The organism is Bacillus sp. P4_D3 (genome assembly GCF_056401855.1).
In genome coordinates this window covers 1-2,907 of record NZ_JBFUIN010000389.1, presented here as the reverse complement: position 1 = coordinate 2,907, position 2,907 = coordinate 1, and the positions used below count along the sequence as shown (strand labels likewise).

The following is a 2,907-nucleotide window of genomic DNA, read 5'->3' as shown; positions in this document are numbered from 1 at the left end:
GAACAAGGCGATGCTTTGCTACAATAGATACGCGATTCGTCACATCTGGCGTACGAATCACTTCGGAAACATCTTGTCCATTTAAAAATACAAGTTGTGTATTTTCCCCTTGCTGAAATTCAATATTTACATTTTTTACAACTTCCATTAACTTTTCTTCATTTTCAATATCCACTTTTTGTTCAAGGGCTGCATATGTAATAGCACGGTACATTGCGCCTGTATCAATGTAAACATATGAAAGTTTTTTCGCAACAACTTTTGCAACTGTACTTTTCCCAGCAGCCGCTGGACCATCTATAGCAATCGAAATTCGTTTATCCATTGTAACACCTCATTTTTCACTTATAAAAACAAAACGAAAAGCAGGTATTCTCCCCCTGCTTCTTCTCATTTGCCTCACGTCATTAAATCCTCAATTATTGTAGCATAATCCATCATAGAAGAAAATGAAAACTACTTATTCACCTGTAAGATTTCCGCCTTATTTTGCGTGACGACACCTTCGTAATAAACAATTTTCGATAAATATTTCACTGAAGCTTTATGTATAAAAAGCAGTTGGACGAAAGAAAGACAAATAAATTGAATCAGTAATATACGAATTATAATTTTCTCCACTTTTTTCAAAAAACTCACTCCTTCCCTCTCTACACTTACACATCTCCTCTCATAAATTTCCATAAACAAAACCTAACCTAATAACCACTTACCGAAGCACACTTAAAGTAATTTATTTTATTGTCATTTTCTAACCATACTTTTATACATTTTCATTGTCGAATTTACTCAAAACATGTTATGTTCTAAATGTATTTTTCAACTTGAAAGGGGTATAAGCATTGAAAAGAATCCTAGTTTTACACACAGGTGGAACAATTGCAATGGAGGAAGATAAAGAAACTGGGGTCGTACAACCAGGTGAAAAGAATCCTCTTTTAAAATTTATTCCTGATTTAGAAGGCGATGTTGATTTAATTGTCGAAGATGTGTTCCATCTTCCATCTCCTCACATGACTCCTAGCGAAATGCTACAATTACAAGTCATCATTGACGAAAGAGTAAAACAAGACGATATTCACGGCGTAGTCATTACGCATGGTACCGATACATTAGAAGAGACAGCTTATTTTCTTGATTTAACAGTTCAAGCAACGATCCCAATCGTTGTGACAGGAGCAATGCGCTCTAGTAATGAATTAGGTGCTGATGGTCTATATAATTTCTTATCAGCTGTAAAAGTTGCTAGTAGTAATGAAGCTGCTGAAAAAGGCGTTCTAGTCGTATTAAACGACGAAATACATTGTGCTACAAATGTAACAAAAACGCACACAAGTAATGTCGCGACATTCCAAAGTCCACAGTACGGACCAATTGGCATGGTAACAAAACGTGGTGTTGTTTTCCATCATGCTTTAGTGCATCACGAAACATGCACAGTACGACAGATTTCTAAAAACGTTGTCGTTCTAAAAGCATACGCAGGTATGGATGATACATTATTATCAGCAATCGAAACACTACCAGTAGACGGAATTGTTATCGAAGCACTTGGACAAGGTAATTTACCTCCAAGAACACTTCCAAGTCTAGAACGATTAATAGGCAAAGGAATTCCTGTCGTATTAGTGTCTCGCTGTTTCAACGGTATCGTTCAAGATGTATATTCGTATGAAGGTGGTGGCAAGCAATTAAAAGATATGGGCGTTATATTCACATACGGTTTAAATGCTCAAAAGGCGCGTATTAAATTATTAGTCGCATTAGAGAATACAAATTCTCATGTAGCAATCCAAAATATGTATATGCACGATTAAAAAAGAAGCTGTCGAATTTCGACAGCTTCTTTTTATTCTTCTCTTGATGCAATGGTTTGCGCAATCGCATCTCCATGGAATCTACCGTTCTCGATAAATATTTCATTTGCGTTATTCCCAGCAGCAATTACACCTGCAATGAAAATATTTTCAGCGTTTGTTTCCATTCTATCCTCTGTATAAATCGGACGCCCTGTTTCTTCATCAATCCGAACACCCATCTTCGTTAAGAAGCTATGATCAGGATGGTAACCAGTCATCGCAAATACAAAATCATTTTTGATTGTAAATGATTCACCATCAACCGTATATGTTAATGTATGTTCAGTAATTTCTTTCACATGAGCCCCGAAATGCATTTGAACTGTCCCATTTCGTACTAACGCCTCAAATTCCGGCAAAATCCACGGCTTAATACTTGGCGAGTATTCCCCGCCACGGTATAGAACTGTTACACGTGCACCCGATTTAACAAGCTCTAACGCCGCATCTATACTTGAATTTTTACCACCTATTACAACGACATCTCGATCAAAATAAGGATGTCCTTCTTTGAAATAATGAGCTACTTTCTCAAGTTTCTCACCAGGTACATTCATATAATTCGGATTATCATAATATCCAGTTGCGACAACAATGYATTTCGCCACATATATTTCTTTGTTTCCGTCACGCTTCGTCGTTTCAACTTTAAAAACATCACCATCTTTTTGAACTTGTTCCACTCGTTCAAATGCGTTTACACGTATAGATTTACGCTTTACTACTTCACGATAATACGCGAGCGCTTGATTACGAAATGGCTTACGATTTTCTGTAATAAAAGCAACTTCACCAATTTCTAATTTTTCACTAGAGGAGAAAAATGTTTGATGAGTTGGATAATTATAAATCGCATTTACAATGTTCCCTTTTTCGATCACTAACGGATTTAACCCCACTTTTTGCAACGAAATCGCCGCTGCTAATCCGCATGGACCGCCTCCGATAATAATAACTGTTTCTTTTTGCATACTCGGTTCACTCCTAGTCTTCTACCTCTGCTTTATTTATATAAACAAGAAAAAACCTACTTACAGCAGTAGGCACC

4 protein-coding genes are annotated in these 2,907 nt (G+C 36.7%); 1 reads left to right on the top strand and 3 read right to left on the bottom strand.

Annotated elements, in window-relative coordinates; translation table 11 throughout:
- Together cmk and AC1DTM_RS21560 are read right to left on the bottom strand one after the other, a co-directional pair.
- Positions 1-325: (d)CMP kinase (gene cmk, locus AC1DTM_RS21565; protein ID WP_477000837.1), on the bottom strand; the 325-nt coding region annotated here is incomplete at its 3' end.
- Positions 326-456: 131 nt separating this feature from the next.
- Entirely contained in the window at positions 457-630 is a 174-nt protein-coding gene (locus AC1DTM_RS21560) for a DUF5359 family protein (RefSeq protein WP_207634195.1), read from the bottom strand.
- 212 nt (positions 631-842) lie between these two features.
- Between AC1DTM_RS21560 and ansA the strand changes: the two genes are divergently transcribed.
- Positions 843-1,817, top strand: a complete 975-nt coding sequence (ansA, locus tag AC1DTM_RS21555; RefSeq protein ID WP_078174418.1) for an asparaginase — start codon at positions 843-845, stop codon at positions 1,815-1,817.
- 32 nt (positions 1,818-1,849) lie between these two features.
- On the opposite strand, the gene AC1DTM_RS21550 is transcribed toward ansA, so the two are convergent.
- Entirely contained in the window at positions 1,850-2,830 is a 981-nt protein-coding gene (locus tag AC1DTM_RS21550) for a YpdA family putative bacillithiol disulfide reductase (RefSeq protein ID WP_477000836.1), read from the bottom strand.
- Positions 2,831-2,907: the final 77 nt, after the last annotated feature.